Annotated in this window: 13 protein-coding genes and 2 tRNA genes; 12 read left to right on the forward strand and 3 right to left on the reverse strand. The window is 70.2% G+C overall.

Annotation, left to right across the window (positions count from 1 at the left end; genetic code table 11):
* The first annotated feature begins 31 nt into the window (after positions 1-31).
* Both WFG93_RS12715 and WFG93_RS12720 read left to right on the forward strand, forming a co-directional pair.
* A tRNA-Thr gene (locus WFG93_RS12715) sits at positions 32-103 on the forward strand.
* Between the two features lie 29 nt (positions 104-132).
* Positions 133-206 (forward strand) — tRNA-Met (locus tag WFG93_RS12720).
* Positions 207-245: 39 nt separating this feature from the next.
* On the opposite strand, the gene WFG93_RS12725 is transcribed toward WFG93_RS12720, so the two are convergent.
* Together WFG93_RS12725 and WFG93_RS12730 are read right to left on the reverse strand one after the other, a co-directional pair.
* Positions 246-1,235 (reverse strand): cation transporter, encoded by a 990-nt coding sequence (locus WFG93_RS12725; protein WP_336646702.1) that lies wholly within the window; start codon positions 1,233-1,235, stop codon positions 246-248.
* On the reverse strand, positions 1,232-1,711 hold the full coding sequence (locus tag WFG93_RS12730; RefSeq protein WP_336646703.1) for a hypothetical protein: 480 nt from the start codon (positions 1,709-1,711) through the stop codon (positions 1,232-1,234). Before WFG93_RS12730 ends, WFG93_RS12725 begins: the two co-directional genes overlap by 4 nt.
* A 140-nt stretch (positions 1,712-1,851) precedes the next feature.
* Here WFG93_RS12730 and WFG93_RS12735 point away from each other — a divergent pair, with 140 nt between their 5' ends.
* The 3 genes from WFG93_RS12735 to WFG93_RS12745 are packed head-to-tail and all read left to right on the forward strand — an operon-like array spanning position 1,852 to position 7,401.
* Entirely contained in the window at positions 1,852-3,321 is a 1,470-nt protein-coding gene (locus tag WFG93_RS12735) for a DUF3375 domain-containing protein (protein WP_336646704.1), read from the forward strand.
* Complete coding sequence (locus tag WFG93_RS12740) at positions 3,314-4,051, forward strand: DUF4194 domain-containing protein (protein ID WP_336646705.1); 738 nt, start codon at positions 3,314-3,316, stop codon at positions 4,049-4,051. The genes WFG93_RS12735 and WFG93_RS12740 overlap by 8 nt, the downstream gene beginning before the upstream one ends.
* Positions 4,048-7,401 carry an ATP-binding protein gene (locus WFG93_RS12745; protein WP_336646706.1) on the forward strand — a complete coding sequence of 1,118 codons (3,354 nt, stop codon included), beginning with the start codon at positions 4,048-4,050 and terminating at the stop codon, positions 7,399-7,401. The genes WFG93_RS12740 and WFG93_RS12745 overlap by 4 nt, the downstream gene beginning before the upstream one ends.
* A 57-nt stretch (positions 7,402-7,458) precedes the next feature.
* On the opposite strand, the gene WFG93_RS12750 is transcribed toward WFG93_RS12745, so the two are convergent.
* Positions 7,459-8,832, reverse strand: a complete 1,374-nt coding sequence (locus tag WFG93_RS12750) for an HNH endonuclease signature motif containing protein (RefSeq protein WP_336646707.1) — start codon at positions 8,830-8,832, stop codon at positions 7,459-7,461.
* 250 nt (positions 8,833-9,082) lie between these two features.
* On the opposite strand from WFG93_RS12750, the gene WFG93_RS12755 reads away from it, so the two are divergent.
* From WFG93_RS12755 to WFG93_RS12785, 7 genes are all read left to right on the forward strand, one after another.
* The gene (locus WFG93_RS12755) at positions 9,083-11,356 is read left to right on the forward strand and encodes a carbon starvation CstA family protein (protein WP_336646708.1); all 2,274 of its coding nucleotides are present in this window, start codon (positions 9,083-9,085) and stop codon (positions 11,354-11,356) included.
* 53 nt (positions 11,357-11,409) lie between these two features.
* Positions 11,410-11,592, forward strand: a complete 183-nt coding sequence (locus tag WFG93_RS12760; RefSeq protein ID WP_336646730.1) for a YbdD/YjiX family protein — start codon at positions 11,410-11,412, stop codon at positions 11,590-11,592.
* Positions 11,593-11,650: 58 nt separating this feature from the next.
* On the forward strand, positions 11,651-12,496 hold the full coding sequence (gene truA, locus WFG93_RS12765) for a tRNA pseudouridine(38-40) synthase TruA (RefSeq protein ID WP_336646709.1): 846 nt from the start codon (positions 11,651-11,653) through the stop codon (positions 12,494-12,496).
* Positions 12,497-12,571: 75 nt separating this feature from the next.
* A complete protein-coding gene (locus WFG93_RS12770) occupies positions 12,572-13,240 on the forward strand; it encodes an endonuclease/exonuclease/phosphatase family protein (protein WP_336646710.1) in 669 nt (222 codons plus the stop codon).
* A 97-nt stretch (positions 13,241-13,337) separates the two neighbouring features.
* Complete coding sequence (locus tag WFG93_RS12775) at positions 13,338-14,741, forward strand: amidohydrolase family protein (RefSeq protein WP_336646711.1); 1,404 nt, start codon at positions 13,338-13,340, stop codon at positions 14,739-14,741.
* 29 nt (positions 14,742-14,770) lie between these two features.
* Positions 14,771-16,111 carry an adenosylhomocysteinase gene (locus WFG93_RS12780; protein ID WP_336646712.1) on the forward strand — a complete coding sequence of 447 codons (1,341 nt, stop codon included), beginning with the start codon at positions 14,771-14,773 and terminating at the stop codon, positions 16,109-16,111.
* On the forward strand, positions 16,108-17,334 hold the full coding sequence (locus WFG93_RS12785; RefSeq protein ID WP_336646713.1) for an adenosylhomocysteinase: 1,227 nt from the start codon (positions 16,108-16,110) through the stop codon (positions 17,332-17,334). Before WFG93_RS12780 ends, WFG93_RS12785 begins: the two co-directional genes overlap by 4 nt.
* Positions 17,335-17,362 lie beyond the last annotated feature (28 nt).

Here is a 17,362-nt window from a genome sequence, read left to right on the forward strand (position 1 = left end):
TCTCATCTGGTTGCCCGGAAGCGGGCAGCACGCCCCGATAGCTCAGTGGCAGAGCACTTCCATGGTAAGGAAGGGGTCGTCAGTTCAATCCTGACTCGGGGCTCGCAGCATTCGATCTCTCGGATGCCCTGCGGCAGGGTAGCTCAGTTGGTGAGAGCGCACGACTCATAATCGTGAGGTCGCGGGTTCAAGCCCCGCTCCTGCTACAGCATGAAACCCCCGGTGAAGCCGGGGGTTTTGTCGTCTCACTCCCCTCGCCCGTCGTCCGCCTCCTGCGGCAGCTGCGAGACGGGGATGACCACGACGTCCTGCACCTTCCAGTCCAGGCGCGCGATCGCCTCGGATGCGGCGTCCACCTCTGCCACGCGCACCTTGCGTCCGGTCGGCACGACGAATGCCTCCACGTGCAGCACCTGGCCGAGGTCCCGGATGCGCACCGCGGCATCCGCCACCCAGCTCTGCGCATGCAGCAGCGTGAGGATCTCGTTCGCCACGGGGTGCGCGTGCTTGTCATCGGGCGTCGCGGCGCGCTGGTCCATCAGGTCGAGCAGCGCACCCTTCGTGTTGCGGAAGCCGTCCCACACGATGCCCAGCGAGATGAAGACGGCTGCCGCGCCGTCGAGCCACCACCAGCCCACCCCGATGCCGAGCACGCCGACGATCGACGCGGCGTTCGTCTGCCAATCGGCTTTCGCCATGTCGGCATCCGCGTACAGCAGCTTGTTGTGCAGCACCGGCGCGAGCCGCGCCTTCGCCGGGCCGTAGATGAACACCGGGCCGACGACGATGACGACCATCACCGCGACCATCAGCCAGCCCAGCCACACCGTGTGCCCGAACAGCTTGACGGTGCCGATCGTCGGATGCTCGCCCGAGACGAGCCCGATCGTCGACTCGACGGCGAGGTTCAGTCCGATCACCAGCAGCGCGACTCCGGCGACCATGTGCCCCACGCCCATCGCCCGATGCAGTCCGTAGGGATGCCGGCGAGTCGGCCGACGTCGCACGAAGATCATCGCGACGAGGAACGCCACCTGCGGGGTGAGCGAGAGCATGTCCTCGATCCACGCCGTGCGCATGGCCTGCGAGCCGCCGAGCACGAACGCCACCACGGTGATCGTCATGCCGGTGTAGCACATGGTGAAGATCTCCCACCGGATCGCGCTCTTCAGCGCGCGCTGCTGCTTCTCGGGCAGATCGGTGCGCCCGAACTGGGCGGCCTTGGTCTCGGTCACGAGCCCACCTCCTCATCGAGGAACCGCTCGAGGTCGCTGAGCATCGCGTTCTCGCCGAGCGGGACGAGCATCACCAGCTTCCGGCCGTCCGCACCCGGGATGTTCGCGTAGCCGCGCGTGAGCGCGGCGCGCGCGGTCCACGGGGTCTTCTCGGTGAACCCGCCGACGGCGAGGTCGATGTCGCCGGATTCCAGCATCCCGACCAGGGTCTCCTCACTGGCCACGGTCCAGGTCGGGGTCGCGTCCAGGGTGCGCGCGTAGTCCTCCGCCAGATCGATGAGCGCTCCGGTGGGCGTCGCGCCGGACACGTCGATCAGTCCCGGGTCGGGGGAGACGCCGACGTGCAGCTCGTCTCCTTCGACGCCGGTGAGGGTGCCGTGGGGGTCGGCGGGGATGCGGATGCCGCAGCCGGCGAGTGACACGAGGGCGCACAGCGTCGCGATCGCGGCGAGAGCGATACGAGGACGATGTCTCATGCTGAGACGGTGACGGACGGATGCCGCGCACGGAATGTCCTTGACAGGATGCCGGCGCCCGCGGCAGAGCCGGAGGCGGGCAGCGACGGCGGCGACGGCGGCGCGGGGGAGCGCCTAACGCTGCGGATAAACTGGAGCGTGTGACTGGCGCGCGTGCCGAGGCGGCATACTCTCGCTCCCTCGCGGCGTTCCGCACGCCGACGCTGGGGCTGCTGCACGGACGCCAGGCGCCGTTCGTCATCGCCGCGCTGTCGATGCTGTTCACCGCCGACCGCCCCGCCGTCGCCGTCGCCGACGCGCATGCCGAGGTCGCCGAGGCGCTCGACGAGCTGCGGGCCGCCGGCTTCGACGACGACGATCGCCGCCTGCCCGCCGGCAGCGGACGCGAGGTGTGCCGCACCTGGGCGAAGCAGGGCTGGCTCGTGCAGCAGATCGACGACGACGGCGAGGTGTACCGCCTCTCCGCGCACGCCGTCGAGGCGCTGGAGATCACCGGACGCACCGGCGGCGGACGCACGCGCGTGTCGAACTCGCGCGTGCGCACGCTGCTCGACGCCGTCGAGCGGCTCGCCGATGAGGCCGAGGCCGACCCCGTCAAGCGCATCGCCCGCCTCACCGCCGAGCGCGACGCCCTCGACGCCGAGATCCTGCGCGTGCAGGCGCACGGCGCGGTGCCCGTCGACGACGAGGAGCTCTACGAGGAGGCCGAGAACATCCTGCACCTCGCCCGCGAGCTGCCGGCCGACTTCACCCGCGTCGCGGAATCGCTCAAGGCCATGCAGCGCGATGTCGTCGCGCACCTGCGCCGTGATGAGCGGCCCACCGGCGAGGTGCTGCGCGAATACCTGCAGCGGGCGAAGGACGTCATGCAGGCCACCCCCGAGGGGCGGGCGTTCGCCGGCGCGCTGCGACTGATCGGCGATCCCGAGCGCATCGACGCGCTGGCCGAGCAGCTGCACGACCTGCTCGCGCATCCGTTCGCGCGCTTTCTCGACCCTGCTCAGCGGGCCGAGTTCGATGCCATCGGCCGCCGCGTCGAGCTGGGCGTCGAGGAGGTGCTGGCCGCGCAGCGCCGCGCGTCGCACGTCATCACCGGGCAGGTCAAGACGCACGACCCGCTGCGCGACCGGCAGATCGACGATCTGCTGCGCGACGTCATCTCCGGGCTGCACCAGTGGGCGCAGACCGCTCCGGCGAGTGCGGCGGTCGAGCCGGTGCGCAGCCTGCCGCTGATCGATCTCGGACGGCTGCGCCAGAGCGTGGGCGACGTGCGTCCGCCGACCGCCCCGGCGCCGCTGACGGATGCCGATGATGTGGAGTACCTCGAGACCGACTCGCGCTCGTGGGGCGGGCCGCGCTACGCCGAGCTGGAGGCGCACGTCGCCGGTCTCGGCGACAGCTTCGATCTGGCGGAGGCGTTCACCGCGGCACCGGACGGCACCCGTCGCCCGGTGGACCTGGTCGGGCTGCTCGAGATCGCGCACCGAAACGGCATGGCCGAGATCGACGATCTCTCGACCGTCGAGACGCAGCGCCCGGACGGCACGACCCGGCGCTTCGCGTTCGTGTCGGCGACCGCTCGGCGCGCGAAGGAGGACGAGGATGACTGACACCACGACCGCATCCGCCCCCGAGGTCGGCCTCGAAACGGACGCCGAGGCGCAGCATCCGGATGCCGAAGCGCAGCATCCGGCGCCGTTCATCGCCCCCGTGGCGATGGAGGACGACCCCGACGAGCTCTTCCCCGGGGACCGCGGCACTCTCGACCCGGAGGTGCGGCGCGTTCTCGTGCACGTGCTGCAGCGCCGCTTCCTCAGCGCCGACAACCGGGCCGAGTGGGCGCTGCTGCTCGCGCACCAGCAGGTGATCGAATCGCGCCTGCACGATCTGTACCTGCGCCTCGTGGTCGACCTCGGCCGCGGCCTCGCGTACAAGCAGCAGGTGCGCTCGGACGAGTTCGAGGTGCCGATCCTGCTGAAGGACGCGCCCTACAACCGCACCGAGACGCTCGTGCTCGTGCACCTGCGCACGGTGTTCCAGCGCGAGTCGGCGGCAGGCGAGGCGGCCCCGCGCATCGACATCGAGGACGTCGAGCAGACCGTGCTCAGCTACCTGACCGACGCCGACGGCAGCACGGCGCGTCAGCAGAAGGCGATCCGCGCCGCGCTCGAGCGGCTCGACCGCGAGGGCGTGATCGATGAGGAGAGCGTCGGCCGCTATCGCATCAGCGCGCTGATCGAGGTGGTGCTCAGCGCCGAGAAGCTCGCCGAGCTGCGCACGTGGCTGCGCTCGCAGGCGATCGCCGACGCCGACCGGATGCCGAAGGAGGCCGCCCTGTGACCATGCTCGACACCCTGTTCGGGCTGATCCCCGCCGCCTCCCGCGGCCAGCAGTGGGTGGCCGAGGAGCTGCAGCTGATCAACTGGGGCGGCTACGACGGCGGGCCGCACCGCGTGCGCTTCTCGCCCGACGCCACCCTGCTGTGCGGCGGGTCGGGATCGGGCAAGTCCACCCTGATGGATGCGTACATCGCGCTGATGATGCCGCACACCACCCCCTTCAACGGCGCCTCGAACGGCGGCATCACCGGGCGTCCCCGCGGCGACGAGCAGCGCAACATCCTCTCCTACGGGCGCGGGAAGATCGACGAGTCCCGCACCGACGAGGGCACGAAGCTGCGGGTGCTGCGCGGCGACGGTGAGGACACCTGGACGGCCATCGCCATGACCTGGCGCGACCACGACGGCTCGCGCTTCACGGCGCTGCGCGCCTGGTACATCCCCGCCGGCGCGCGCATCCTCGAGGACACCGTCCGGGTGCGCGCGACGACCGACGGCTTCTTCGACCTCGCCCGGCTCGAGCAGGCGGCCGGGCTGCGCCTGGCCGACTCGGCGCTGCGCGCTGCGGGGCTGGAGACCCTCGGCACCGACCGGGAGTTCTCGGCGCGGCTGCACGCGGTGCTCGGCATCGGCGCGGCGGGGTCGGGCGCGAAGGCGATGAGTCTGCTCGCGCGCATCCAGGCCGGTCAGCAGATCACCACGGTCGACGACCTGTACAAGCGTCTCGTGCTCGAGGAGCCCGAGACGATGGCGGCGGCGGATGCCGTCGTGGCCCACTTCGACGAGCTCGAGAGCACGCGCCTCAGCATGGTCACTGCGCGGCAGCAGGTGAACGCGCTGGCACCGATCCACGGCATCCGTGAGCGCATCGCCGCCGCCGACGAGCAGCTGCGCCTCGTCGACGAGCTGGGCGAATTCGCCGACCCGGACTCCCGTGCGTCGCTCTGGCGCGCCGAGCGGCGCCTCGACCTGCTGCGGGAGGTGGAGGACGAGCTGCGTGATCGCACGCATGCCCTCGATGCGGTGCTGCGCGAGAAGAAGGCGCAGGTCGATGCGGCCGAGGTGGAGCGCGACGGTCTTCTGGATCTGCTGCGCCAGTCCGGCGGCGACCGGCTCGAGACCGCGCAGCGCGAGCTGCGCGCGGTGGAGCGGCGGCTGGCCGACGTGCAGCGTGAGCGGCAGCGGGTGGATGCCGTGCTGGCCGAGCTCGGGCTGTCGGCCGAGTCGGCCGAGCAGTTCGCCGAGGTGCTCGCCGCCGCCCGCGCCGCGCAGTCGGAGGCGGGTGTGCGGCGTTCCGCGCGCGCGACGTTCGCCGAGGCGGAGTCGGCGCGGCAGGCGCTCGCGAAGCAGCGTCGCGAGCTGGCCGAGGAGCGCGCGGAGGCCGGGCGGCTGCGCGGCAGCATCCCTCCCGCTCTCGATCGTGCACGGACGCTGCTCGCGGAAGCCGCCGGCCTCGACGCCGACGCGCTGCCGTTCGTCGGTGAGCTGATCGAGGTGCGCACCGAGTTCGAGCCGTGGCGGGAGGCGTTCAACCTCGCGCTCGGCGGATTCGCGACCACGCTGCTGATCGACGTGGCGCATCTCGACCGGTTCCGCGCGGCGATCGACGCCGTGCGCTTGCCGATGCGGCTGCGGTACGAGGGCGTGCACACCGGGCTCGCCGCATCCGCCAGCGCGGACGAGCGCACCCTGCCGGGGCGGCTCGACCATCGCCCGACGCCGTTCACCGGGTGGCTGCAGCAGCGCCTCGACGAGCGCTTCGGCTTCGTCTGCGTCGATTCCTCGTCGCAGCTGTCGGCGCACGCCATGGCGCTGACCATCACCGGGCAGATGTCCCACGGCAGTCGCGGCGGGCACGGCGGGCACGGGCGGGAGAACGTGCTGGGCTTCTCGAACGAGCGGCGCCTGCGCGCGCTCGACGAGCAAGCGGCTGCGCTGGAGGCCCGGGTGGCCGAGGCGACCGCTGCGGTGACCGCCGCGGAGAGCGAGATGGATGCCATCGAGGCCCGCCTGCAGGCGTTCGCCGTGGTGCGCGACCTGAGCTGGGAGCAGATCGACGTCGACGCGGTGGCGCAGGAGCAGCAGCGCTGGGCGGCCGTCGAGGCCGAGGTGACCACCGCGAACCCGCAGATCGCCGAGCTGACCGAGCGGGCGGCGGGGCTGAAGCTGGCCGCCGCGGTGCTGCGCGACGAGATCGGGGCGCTCAGCGCGCAGCGGGCTCAGGCGCAGGAGCGCTGGGCGGCTGTCACCGACGACGTCGACGACTGTCAGCGGGTGATCGATGCGGCCGAGCAGGGCGCGCTGGTGCTGGACGAGCGGCAGCGTGCGTTCCTCGCCGAGCGGTTCCTGCTGACCGCGGCGGATGCCGAGGCGCTCACCGCGGATGAGCGGCTGGCGCGGCTGGATCTCGCGCTGAAGAGCGCCGGCGCGCGCCTCGCCGCCGACCGGCGGTCCGCCGCTGAGGCGCAGCAGGAGCAGCGGGAGCGGATGCGGCAGCTGATGACGTCGTTCCTCGAGCGCTGGCCGAACCTGAACCTGCTGCCGGATCCCGACGCGTCGGTCGATGAGTTCGTCGGCATCCTCGACGCGCTGCAGACCAACGGGCTGCACGAGCTGGAGGGGGAGTGGCGCGACAGCCTGCTGAAGCTGTCGGGCAACGACCTGACGAGCCTCGATTCGACGCTCAGCCGCTCGGTGCGCGAGATCAGGGAGCGCATCGAGCCGATCAACGCGATCATGCGCGAGCTGCCGTTCTACGACGACCGGCATCGTCTGCAGATCTCGCCGCGTGAGAATCAGTCCGAGGCGCGTCGGCGGTTCCGCCGCGAGCTGCGCGAGGTGCGCGGGCTGATCGAGGCGGCGTCGAACGATGACGAGCGCGAGAGCGCGTACAAGCGGATGAGCCGGCTGATCGGGCGGATGCGGCGCTCTGCGCCTGACTTCGCCGAGTTGATCGATGTGCGCAATCACGTGCGCGTGTCCGCGGAGCGGGTGCTCGCCGAGACGGGCGAGCACGTCGCGCTGTACGACCACATCGGCGAGAAGTCCGGAGGCGAATCGCAGGAGCTGGTCGCGTTCATCGTCGGGGCTGCTCTGCGGTATCAGCTGGGGGATGCCGGCGCCTCGCGGCCGCGCTACGCGCCGGTGTTCATGGACGAGGCGCTGATCAAGGCTGACGCGCACTTCACGAAGCGGGCGATCGGGGCGTGGCGGGGGCTGGGCTTCCAGCTGGTGATCGGCGCGCCGAACGACAAGTACAGCGCGATCGAGCCGCATGTGGATGTCGAGTACACGATCCTCAAGGACACCCGCGGTCGCTCGTGGGCGAAGCCGAAGGTGGCGGTGGACTGACGTTCGGCAGGAGGCGCCGTCACTCGCTGCCCCTAGGCGTCCGAGCGCGCCCCTGGATCAGGCGGCGATGTCGTAGCGGGCCCTGCCGCCGAGGCGGGGTCGGCGTTCCGGGTCGATGTGGGGTGGTGGGATGAACCACACTCGTCCCCTGATGCCGGAGCGTGCGTCGGAGTTTTCGATGCGGATGTTCCAGCCGTTGTCGTGGATGCGGTGGTGGCAGGTGGAGCAGAGCAGGATGCCGTTGGTCAGGTCGGTGGGTCCGGTGTCTCGGGTCCACCAGTTGATGTGGTGGCCCTCGGTCATGTCCGGTGGCAGTGCGCACATCGCGCATCCGCCGTCGCGGTCGACGAGGGCGAGTTTCTGCGCTCTGGTGAAGAGGCGTCTCTCGCGTCCCCAGTCGAGGATGTCTCCGGCGGAGTCGAGGACGCACGGGATCACGCTTCCTGCGGCGGCCATGCGGCGGATCGCGGTGATCGAGACAGGCTGGTCGATTCCGTCGATCGTGCCCGATCCGGTGCCCGCTTGGAGGTCTTCGAGGTTGATGCGGACGATCACGCATGCCCCGGCCAGCGGCAGTCGGCTCTCGCAGTCGAGCACGTGGGCGCAGAAGAGGGCGAGGGCGTCGGCGCGCATCATGGTGACGGTGCGCCGATCGGCGTCCGCCTCGTCGCCGTCGACGACTCCAGAGTCGGCGATGTCTTTGCGGGCCTGGAACTGTGCGGAGACGTACCCGTCGATCGCGGTCTTGATCGCAGCGCCCGCTTCGATGGGGGTGATGAGGTTCAGGTGCAGCATCCCGTCGCGTTCGAACATGCTCAGCGACCGCGCTGCGCGTCGTTCTTCTTCCCGGGCTTCGAGCTTGTCGGCTTCGAGCACGGCTTCGGCGCGCTTGACCAGGCGGCGCACGTCGTCCAGCGACAGGTCGACGGCTCGTTCGACGAGCTGCCGCTCCACGTCCGCGACGAGGGTCTTGTCTGCCCCGACGCGTGCCCGGTCGAGGAACTCCACGATCAGCGCCGCTCCGGCGGCTCCCAGCCGACCCGCGGTGACGGCGTCCTGCACGGCTGGGTACTTCGCCGGTGCCGGTTCGCCGAGAAGGTTCTGTCGTGCGGCGATGGCCTCGCCGACTTTCACCAGTCGTGCGGCGTCGCCCGCGCTCGTGCCGGTCGTCGTCGCGATCAGCTGCGCGGGGGTGCGGAAGCCCTGCTGCTTCGCCAGCGAATCCGGACCGAGCTCGGGGCGTGATTCGTGCGCGATCACCGCCGCGACATCCGCCTGCAGAGCATCAAGAGCCCGTCGCGCCGAGCCGATCAAGCGGGTGATGAAGACCAGATCGGGCCGGTTCAGATCCGCGGCGGTGTCAGCATCCGCCCACACCTCACCGAGGGCCGTGTAGGCCTCTCGCAAGGGGGTCAACGCCGCTGCTGACATACCTCCAGTGTAGAGCGGGGAGTGAGCAAAGGCAAGCAAATATTCGAGGGTGAATAACACGTGCACTCGATAAGAACCGAACATAATGACGATCTCACGTCTCGAAACTCGACACCCCCGCGACGCGTCGTCCACTCCGCTCCACTGTGCGACACGCGCGCGGGCGCCGCGTCCCCGCCCCGCTAATGTGAACCGACCCCCCAAATGCGAAAGCACGATCCATAGTGCGATGACGCTCCAAGGAGAATCCATGACCTTCACCCCAGAATCCGGCAGGGGCGCTGATGCGCTCGTGCACGACCCGGCATTGCCGCCCGTCGCCGTCCCCGAGGCCGAGCTCGAGCGCGAATCCCGCATGACGCTGCCCAAGATCGTGCTCTGGGTCGCGATCGCGCTGCTCGGCGGCGTGGCCTGGACCATGCTCGCCATCGTCCGCGGCGAGACCGTCAACGCCATCTGGTTCGTGTTCGCGGCGGTCTGCACCTACGCGATCGGCTACCGGTTCTACTCGAAGGTCATCGAGCGGTACATCACCCGACCCGACGACCGCCGGGCGACTCCCGCCGAGGTGCGCGAGGACGGCAAGGACTTCGTGCCCACCGACCGTCGCGTGCTGTACGGTCACCACTTCGCCGCGATCGCCGGCGCGGGTCCGCTGGTCGGCCCGGTGCTCGCCGCGCAGATGGGCTTCCTCCCCGGCACGATCTGGATCATCGTCGGCGTCGTGCTGGCCGGTGCCGTGCAGGACTACACCGTGCTGTTCTTCTCGATGCGACGCGGCGGACGCTCGATCGGGCAGATGGCGCGCGACGTGCTCGGCAAGGTCGGCGGCACAGCGGCGATCATCGCCTCGCTGCTCATCATGGTGATCATCATCGCGATCCTCGCGCTCGTGGTTGTGAACGCCCTCGGCGAGAGCCCGTGGGGCGTGTTCAGCGTCGGCATGACCCTGCCGATCGCGATCTTCATGGGCGTGTACCTGCGTTTCCTGCGCCCCGGCCGCATCACCGAGGTGTCGCTGATCGGCTTCGTGCTGCTCATCGCGGCCATCGTCGGCGGTGGCGCGGTCGCCGCGACCGACTGGGGTCAGGCGATCTTCCACCTCGATCGCACCACCATCGCGTGGGCCATCATCGTGTACGGCTTCGTCGCCGCCGTGCTGCCGGTCTGGCTGCTGCTCGCCCCGCGCGACTATCTGTCGACGTTCATGAAGGTCGGCGTCATCGTGATGCTCGCCGGCGCCATCGTCCTGGTGCGTCCCGAGATCGAGGTGCCGGCGTTCACCGAGTTCGCCGCGACCGGTCTCGGACCGGTGTTCTCGGGCACGCTGTTCCCGTTCCTGTTCGTGACCATCGCCTGCGGCGCCCTGTCCGGCTTCCACGCGCTGATCTCTTCGGGCACGACCCCGAAGCTCATCGAGAAGGAGCGTCAGACGCGCTTCATCGGCTACGGCGGGATGCTGATGGAGTCGTTCGTCGCGATCATGGCGCTCGTCGCCGCTATCTCGATCGACCAGGGCATCTACTTCGCGATGAACTCGCCTGCCGCGCTCACCGGCGGCTCGGTCGAGGGGGCAGTGGCCTTCGTCAACTCGCTCGGCCTGACCGGCGTCAACCTCACCCCAGACATGCTCACCAGCACCGCCGCGGCGGTCGGCGAAGAGACCGTGGTCTCGCGCACCGGTGGCGCGCCGACCCTGGCGCTCGGGCTCGCGCACATCATGCACCAGATCGGCGGGGGCACCGCGATGATGGGCTTCTGGTACCACTTCGCGATCATGTTCGAGGCGCTGTTCATCCTCACCGCCGTCGACGCCGGAACCCGTGTGGCGCGCTTCATGCTGCAGGACTCGATCGGCGCCTGGATGCCGAAGTTCCGCGACATCAGCTGGCGTCCGGGCGTGTGGATCTGCACGGCCATCATGGTCGCCGGCTGGGGATACATCCTCATCCTCGGCGTGACCGACCCGCTCGGTGGGATCAATACGTTCTTCCCGCTGTTCGGCATCGCCAACCAGCTGCTGGCGGCGATCGCGCTCGCCGTGGTGTTCGCCATCGTCGCCAAGCGCGGCCGCAGTTACGTGCGCTGGCTGTGGATCGTCGCCGTTCCGCTCGCCTTCACCGCCGTCATCACGATCACCGCGTCGATGTACAAGATCTTCTCGCCGGTGCCGGGCATCGGATACTGGGCCAACAACGCCAAGTACCGTGCCGCGCAGGCCGCCGGCGACGGCAGCCTCGGTGCGCCCGAGGTCGTCGAGGCGGTCATCCGCAACACGGCCGTGCAGGGCACCCTGTCGATCGTGTTCGTGGTGCTGACGATCGTCGTGCTCGCCGTGGCTGTCATCTCGGCGGTGAAGTCCATCCGCCAGGGCGTGACCGACGACGGCGAAGACGCGCCGGTGCCCTCGCGCCGCTTCGCCCCGGCGGGATTCATCGCCACGAAGGCCGAACGCGAGATCGAGGAGCAGTGGCGGGAGCACGACAGCGCGACCGGCACCGTCCGCACACGAGGCGGACACTGATGAGCGCGCCGGGCCTCGAGGTCCGCTCCGCATCCGTCGCCATCTGGCAGCGGATGCGGGGTGCGGCATCCGGCATCCGGTGGTACGTCACCACACTGATGGGTGACCGGGCGTACGAGACCTACGTCGCGCACCACCGGGTCAACCACCCCGACGTGCCGGCGCTCACCGAGCGGCAGTTCTGGCGGGAGCGGATGGACGAGCAGGACCGCAACCCCGGCGCGCGCTGCTGCTGAAATCGGCCCGCCCGTCCGGCGTCTGCCGGTGCGGGTGGGCCGCATCTAGGCTGGTCGGGTGCGCATCCGTCTCGACATCGCCTATGACGGCACCCACTTCCGCGGCTGGGCGAAGCAGCCCGGCATGCGCACCGTGCAGGGCACGCTCGAGGCGGCTCTCGCTCGGATCGTCGGCTCCGAGGCGCAGCTCGTCGTCGCCGGACGGACGGATGCCGGCGTGCACGCCGCCGACCAGGTCGCGCACGTCGATCTCGACGAGGCGCAGTGGGCGCGCGTGCAGACTCGTCACGGGCAGGCGGCATCCGATCCCGCCGGCTCGCTCGCGCGTCGCATCCGGGGCGTCCTCGGCAACTACCCGGACGTCACCGTCACGCGCACGAGCATCGCGCCCGACGGCTTCGACGCGCGCTTCTCGGCGGTGTGGCGTCGCTACACCTACCGCCTCGCCGACGCCGCCGCCGGGTACGACCCGATGCGCCGAAACGACACCACGACCCTGCGCGTCGCTCTGGACGTCGATCGGATGGATGCCGCTGCGCGCACCCTCATCGGGCTGCACGACTTCGCCGCATACTGCAAGCCGCGCGAGGAGGCGACGACGATCCGCACGCTGCTCGACTACCGCTGGATGCGCGACCGCGACGGCGTCCTGATCGCCGAGGTCAAGGCCGACGCGTTCTGCCACAGCATGGTGCGCGCGCTGGTCGGCGCGTGCGCGGCGGTGGGGGAGGGCAAGCTCGAGATTGAGGACGTCGCGCGCCTGCGTGACGAACTCACTCGCACGAGTGCCTTCAAGGTGCTGCCGGCGCGCGGATTGACGCTCGCCGAGGTCGGATATCCGGCCGACGACCTGCTCGCCGCACGCGCCGAGCAGACCCGCGCGCGCCGCGACAGCGGAAGCTGACGACGACCGAAGAGTGCGATGCCGCGTCGGCGCAACCCCGGTCTTCGCACGGAAGCCCGGCGGTAACGTGAAGGCATGAGAGTGATCTCGTACAACCTTCGCAAGCATCGCGCGGCGACCGAGCTGGTCAACCTGGTCCGCGAGCACGATCCGGACATCCTGTGCCTGCAGGAGTGCGACACGCAGGCGCTTCCGGATGCCATCGAGGGCCTCTCGCTCGTGCGGGCGACCAGCGGCAATCGGCTGGGACTGGCGATGTATCTGCGCCGCAATCAGTTCCGCGTCGAGCAGGTGCGCACGATCGGGCTGAAGAAGTCGCTGCACGATCGGGTGCTCAAACCCGCTCACGAGCGGGTGCTGGGCGCGCTGCTGACGAACATCGACACGGGTCGGCGGGTGATCGTGGCGTCGTTCCACGCCGCCCCGCTCACCGCGCTGAACTCGCTGCGACGGAATCAGATCCGTGCGGCACTCGATGCGCTGCAGGGGCTTGCTCCCGGCAAGCCCGTGCTCATGGTCGGCGACTACAACTACCCGGTCTTCAAAGAGAACCTCGGTCAGACGGTGCGCGAGCATGGCTACACCCTGACCCTCAGTGACGATCGCACCTACACGCGCTATCGGGTGTTCAAAGGACATTACGACTTCGCGACGTCGGTGGGCTTCGACATCTCACAGATCACCACGTTGCCGCAGGCTACGAGCGATCACCGCCCGATCCTGATCACCGCCGAAGCCGCGTAGGTCGCAGCCCGCCGACGCCCGCGGGCGTCCGCGTCCTCCTCCGCGGCGTTCGTCGCACAGTACAGGGCGGGCTCCACGAGCCCCGATACTGGAGGACATGGTGTCGGTGACCGTCTACAGCGCGCGACTCGTGGTGCCCGTCACCGCCCCACCCATCCGCGACGGCGCCGTCGCGATCAGTGGGGATCGGATCATGCACGTCGGCGATCGCGCGTGGGTGCTGCGGTCGTTGCGCGAGCGCGGCGCTGACGTGACCGAGGTGCACTGGGACGGCATGGTGACCCCGGGCCTGGTCAACGCGCACTCGCACCTGCAGTACAGCGGCATGGCCGCCGTCGGGCAGGGCAGCTATGCCGGTTTCGAGGACTGGTCACGCGCGTTCAGCGTCGTCTACGCCGAGGGGCGGGACTGGGCTGCGGATGCCGCCGCCGGTGCGCACGAGATGATCCGTTCGGGCACGACCGCTGTCGCCGACATCGTCACCGACCCCGAGGCCGCATCAGTCCTGCACGACTCCGGACTGCACGGCATCACCTACTGGGAGGTGATGAGCTGGACCAACGAGGAGTGGGCGCGCACCGGACGCACGAGCGTCGAGCAGGCCCTGGATGGGCTGCCTGTCCCACCGGGACGCGGGCTCTCGCCCCACGCGCCGTACTCGCTCGACATCGAACCACTGCTCGAGATCCCCGACATCGTGCGCGAACGCGGCGGTCGCATCCACATCCATCTGGGTGAGGCGGCGTTCGAGAGCGGCCTCGACGACCCCGAGCAGCGACCGTGGCACCGGGCGGGGCTGAGCAGCTTCCGTGAGCTGCGGCGGGCGGGATTCGGAGTCAGCGCCACCGAGTTCGTCGACCAGCTCGGCGTGCTCGGTCCGGATTGCCATATCGCCCACGGGGTGTACATGACCGCGCGCGATCGCGCGATCCTGCGCGAGCGGCGCACCTCGGTCGCGCTGTGCCCGCGCTCGAACGCCGTGATCGGGCTCGAGGAGCCGCCGATCGCGGCCTATCTCAAAGAGGGCAACGCGATCGCTGTGGGTACAGACTCGCTCTCCTCGTCGCCCTCGCTCGATCTGATGGACGATGTGGCGGCGCTTGCGCGCATCGCCCGCGAGCAGGACTACCTCGACCGCGACCTGCATGCTCGGCTGCTCGGCGCGGCGACGATCGGCGGCGCGCACGCTCTCGGCATCGACGTGGGTCGGCGCCGCACGGGATACCTCGCGGTGGGCGCTCTCGCGAACATGACCTTCTTCGACATCCCGATCAGCACCGACGCCCTCATCGACCTGGTCGAGTACGGCGGCGGGCGCACCGCTGCCACGATGATCGCCGGGGACATCCGGTTCGCGACACCCGCGTTCCCCGTAGCGGCGTCAGCGGCGTCATCGGAGTCGTCATATGACGACGAGCATTGCGCGCGGTCCGCCGCGACGATAGCTTATGCAGCAACCGCCCGGGAGTCTTCTGCCCGTGACTCCGATCTAAGCGCTTAGATCACTGTGCGGGAGAGCAGCACGTGGACATGGATCGCACGGGAGTGGAGCCCGCGCAGGTGCCGCCCACGTGCGGCCATCACGGGCGCCTGAAGGAGCAGCAGATGGAGAATCCGCCGAAGACGGTGCAGGGCGACGCGGTCGCCGGCCGCGCGCAGATCGAGTGGGTGCGCAAGAACTCCCCGGTGCTCGACGGGTTCGTTCGCGAGCGCATCGGGCGCTCGCTGCAGGGCGTCCGCATCGCCGTGGTGGTGCACCTCGAGGCGAAGACCGCGTTCCTGGCCACGGTGCTCGCCGACGCGGGCGCCGAAGTGATCGCCGCCGGCAGCAACCCTCGCACGACGCGTGCAGACGTGGTGGCTGCGCTGCGTGAGCGCGGCATCACCGTCGTCGCCGAGGAGGGCGGAGACATCGAGAGCTGGGAGGCCGAGCTGCTCGCAGCCGCCGACCATGCGCCCGACTACGTCATCGATGACGGCGCGGAGCTCACCATGCGCATGCTCCGTCACCGCCCCGAACTGTTCGCGCGCCTGCGCGGGGTGTCGGAGGAGACGACCACCGGCACTGGACGGCTGCACGCGCTGCAGACCGCCGGCAGCCTGCCGTTCCCCGCGTTGACCGCCAACGACGCACGCTGCAAGCACCTCTTCGACAACCGCTTCGGCACCGGGCAGACGACGATCCAGGCGCTGCTGCGACTGACCAATCGCCAGATCGCGGGCGCGGTCATCGTCGTCGTCGGCTACGGCTACGTGGGCCGCGGCATCGCCGAGTACGCCAAGGCGATGGGCGCGCAGTCCCGCGTGATCGAGACTGATCCGGTACGCGCATTGGAGGCGCTGATGGACGGGCACGCGGTCGGACCGGCACGGCAGATGCTGCCCGGCGCCGGCTTCGTGGTGACAGCGACCGGCGGGATGCGCGCGATCGGCGCCGTCGACCTGCCGCACCTCGACGACGACGTGGTGCTCGCCAACGCGGGTCACCACGACCTCGAGGTGGACGTCGAGGCGATCGCCGCCGCAGCATCCGCGACCTCGTCGCCGCGTCCCGGCGTCGACACCTACACGGTCGACGGTCGTGACCTCCACGTGCTCACCGGCGGTGCGCTGGTGAACATCGCCGGCGGCAGCGGGCATCCGGTCGAGATCATGGATCTCACCTTCGCGGTGCAGGGGCTCGGCGCGCACCACCTGATCACCTCCGAGCTCGAGCCGGGCGTGCATGTCATCCCGCGTGAGCTCGACGACGCGATCGCCGCCGCCAAGCTCGCCTCCCGCGGCGTGGTGCTCGACGCGCATCGCGAGGACCAGACCGACGACGCCGCCCAGTGGCTCGAGCAGCCCACCACCTCTGAGGGAGCACGATGAGCACCATGCAGCAGCGCGCCGCCGCGGGCCGCGCGCGCATCGACTGGGCGCGGCGCGGGATGCCGGTGCTCACCGGCATCGCCGACCGACTCGCCGAGTCCGGCGGCCTGCGCGGACTGCGCATCGGCGTGAGCCTCGTGCTCGAGCCGAAGACGGCGAATCTCGCGCACGCACTACGGGAGGCCGGCGCGGAGGTCAGCGTGTTCTGCGCGGGCCGGTCGACCGACCAGGAGACCGCGGATGCTCTCGCAGCCGACGGCTTCGCGGTGTTCGCCGAGCACGACGCCTCGGATGCGCGCGACACTGAACTCGCTCGCGCCTTCCTCAGCCCCGGCCTCGACATCCTGCTCGATGACGGCGCCTGGGTCACCCGCCTGGCGCACCGGGAGTTCCCCGAGATGGTGGGGCGGATGCTCGGCGCGTCCGAGGAGACCACCAGCGGCGTGCGTCCCCTGCGCGCGATGCACGCCGATGGCGCGCTGCGCATCCCGGTCGTCGCCGTCAACGACGCGCGCACCAAGTACCTCTTCGACAACGTGTACGGCACCGGGCAGTCCTGTGTGATGACCCTGCTCGACGTGACGAACCTGCAGCTGGCGGGGCGCGTTGTCGTGGTCGTCGGCTACGGATGGGTGGGCTCGGGCGTCGCCCGCCACGCGGCCGCGCTCGGAGCGGATGTCGTGGTCACCGAGCTCGACCCGATCAAGGCGCTGCAGGCGCTGCACGACGGTCACCGGGTGATGAGCCTGGCCGAGGCCGCGCCGAACGCAGAGGTCGTGTTCGCTTCGACCGGACTGGCGGGTGCGGTGACGGCTGCGCAGGTGGCCCTCATGCCCGACGGGGTCATCCTGGCGACCGCCGGCGGCGGCGCCTTCGAGCTGCCCATGCCCGAGCTGGACGCCACGGGCACCGCCGTCTCGGTGCGCCCTGGCGTCACGAGCTACACGCAGCCGTCGGGCCGCACCGTGCTGGTGATCAGCGAAGGCGACTGCCTGAACTGCGCCGACGGCGAGGGCAACCCCATCGAGGTGATGGACCTGTCGCTCTCGCTGCAGGCGCTGGCGGCAGAGCTGATCGCGACCGAGGCCAAGGACTGGCCGGCAGGCGTGCACCCGATCCCCGTCGAGACGGAAGAGGCGGTCGCCCGCGAACGGCTGCGGCACGACGGCGCATCGCTGGAACCCCTGACCCCTGAGCTGGAATCCGCGCGCACCGCCTGGTGACGGATGCGGCAACGAAAGGAATGACCCT

This window comes from Microbacterium sp. USHLN186 (genome assembly GCF_037145155.1).
Lineage (GTDB): Bacteria > Actinomycetota > Actinomycetes > Actinomycetales > Microbacteriaceae > Microbacterium.

Excerpts from the sequence above, each read along its gene's own strand:
- WFG93_RS12730 (WP_336646703.1), bottom strand. The coding sequence starts at position 1,711 with ATGAGACATCGTCCTCGTATCGCTCTCGCCGCGATCGCGACGCTGTGC.
- WFG93_RS12740 (WP_336646705.1), top strand. The coding sequence starts at position 3,314 with ATGACTGACACCACGACCGCATCCGCCCCCGAGGTCGGCCTCGAAACG.
- WFG93_RS12750 (WP_336646707.1), bottom strand. The coding sequence starts at position 8,832 with ATGTCAGCAGCGGCGTTGACCCCCTTGCGAGAGGCCTACACGGCCCTC.
- WFG93_RS12755 (WP_336646708.1), top strand. The coding sequence starts at position 9,083 with ATGACCTTCACCCCAGAATCCGGCAGGGGCGCTGATGCGCTCGTGCAC.
- WFG93_RS12760 (WP_336646730.1), top strand. The coding sequence starts at position 11,410 with ATGCGGGGTGCGGCATCCGGCATCCGGTGGTACGTCACCACACTGATG.
- WFG93_RS12770 (WP_336646710.1), top strand. The coding sequence starts at position 12,572 with ATGAGAGTGATCTCGTACAACCTTCGCAAGCATCGCGCGGCGACCGAG.
- WFG93_RS12775 (WP_336646711.1), top strand. The coding sequence starts at position 13,338 with ATGGTGTCGGTGACCGTCTACAGCGCGCGACTCGTGGTGCCCGTCACC.
- WFG93_RS12780 (WP_336646712.1), top strand. The coding sequence starts at position 14,771 with ATGGATCGCACGGGAGTGGAGCCCGCGCAGGTGCCGCCCACGTGCGGC.
- WFG93_RS12785 (WP_336646713.1), top strand. The coding sequence starts at position 16,108 with ATGAGCACCATGCAGCAGCGCGCCGCCGCGGGCCGCGCGCGCATCGAC.